General features: G+C 67.6%; 1 protein-coding gene. It reads right to left on the bottom strand.

The window, feature by feature from the left end:
* Positions 1–8: 8 nt before the first annotated feature.
* Complete coding sequence (locus DP939_RS45180; protein WP_113986977.1) at positions 9–1,448, bottom strand: NF041680 family putative transposase; 1,440 nt, start codon at positions 1,446–1,448, stop codon at positions 9–11.
* Between the last annotated feature and the right edge of the window lie 125 nt (positions 1,449–1,573).

The following is a 1,573-nucleotide window of genomic DNA, read 5'->3' as shown; positions in this document are numbered from 1 at the left end:
CTTGTTCTTTATCCTCCAGATTGTTGTAGTGCTGCGAGGGTTCGGCCGCGTTTGACGGTTTTGCCCACGCCGTAGCGGGGTGCGGGGCGACGGTTGGGGATGCCTGATGGACGCCCCGGGCCGGGGCGGGTGGGTTTAGGCGCGCCGGCCGGTTGAGCCAGCGCGGGACGGAGGTTCCGAAACCCGCGCCGGACCCGGGCGGGAGTGAGCTGACCGGGCGGGACGGATCTCTCCCAGGGGTGGCGCAGGTCCTTGGTCAGGCGACGGCCGAGACGCAACTGGGTGTGGACGATGATGAGCAGCCAGGTCCAGCGGTCGGCGGCCTGAGCGGCGCGGAGCCTGGGCCGGGTCCAGCCGAGGGTCTGCTTCCAGAACCGGTAGGTGTGCTCCAGGTCGAATCTGCGCAGGAACGCCTGCCAGCAACGGTCCACGTCGGCGCCGGCGGCACCGGTCTTGGAGGACCAGAGCCAAACCGGTGGGGCGTCGCGATCTCCGGGCAAGTGCTCGACCTTCAGCCGGATCAGGGTGCCCTCGATGATCGGCAACTCACCCTCGTGATCGAGCCAAGCCGCACGGTGGGTGAGGCGCGGATGCAACCGGTCCCAGGCATTCGCCTCGGCCTTGCCGTAGTGGGTGGAGTCCGTGACCGTGGTCACGGCCGGTTCGGGCCAGGTGGCCGGGTCGGCCAGGGCGAACTCGCCGCCGTGTTTAGGGGGACGGCCACCTTTCGGATCGTAGCGTCGAGGTGGTGCGGGCAGGCGCAGCACCCGGTCGGATCGGATGCGCCCGAGTAGTTCGACCGGGAGATCACGCAGGACGTAGGCCAGGCGGGTGATGTCGTAGCCGGCGTCGGTCACGATGAGCACGTCGGGGTCACCGCTGCGCCATTGCCCGGCGGCGATCAATCGTTCGATGACCCCGCGCAGCTGGGCGGCGGTGACGGCGGTGGCGTCATCGGCCGGTCCCAGCCGCACCATGTCCAGCGGCGCCGTCCATGACGTGCGGCCCATCTCCAGCACCGCAACGAACGAGTAGGGCCAGCCCGGGATGAACTGCGACGTGCTCTTGGCCCGGCCGTACACGTGACAGAACAGCCGCTCGGCCGAGCAGGCGGCATCCGAGCGCAGCCATGGCGACACATCCACCGCCAGCACGATCCGTCTGTCCGGCCAGCGCGGTAGCGGCTGTCCAGCCAGCACCTCGCGCAGCTGTTCCACGTCGATCCGGCCATGGTTGAGCCCGCTGTACAAAGCGCCGTGCCCCCGCCGGTACTCCGGTGACAAGGACAGGTCCACTGGTGAGCGCACCGGCCCCGGCTCACACAACAACGCATCAGCCAGCTCGAACAACGCATCGGCCCGCCTGGTCAGGCAGGCGTAGACATCATTCCGGAACCGGGACAACACCCTGGAGGACTCGACACCGGCGGCATCGTTCAGCAGACTCACCCTCACGGCCTTGTAGTGATCAGTAGCGACTCGACACCGCACATGATCACTCAAGGCCGTCTTGCTGTCCGCGAAACGATCAACTCACCGCTCAGCACAACAATCCCGAGGATAAAGAGCAAGCT

Origin of the sequence: Spongiactinospora rosea (assembly GCF_003315795.1) — a bacterium.
Classification (GTDB): Bacteria; Actinomycetota; Actinomycetes; order Streptosporangiales; family Streptosporangiaceae; genus Spongiactinospora; species Spongiactinospora rosea.
Note: the sequence above shows the minus strand (reverse complement) of the source record. Positions and strands in the feature narration are given on the sequence as shown.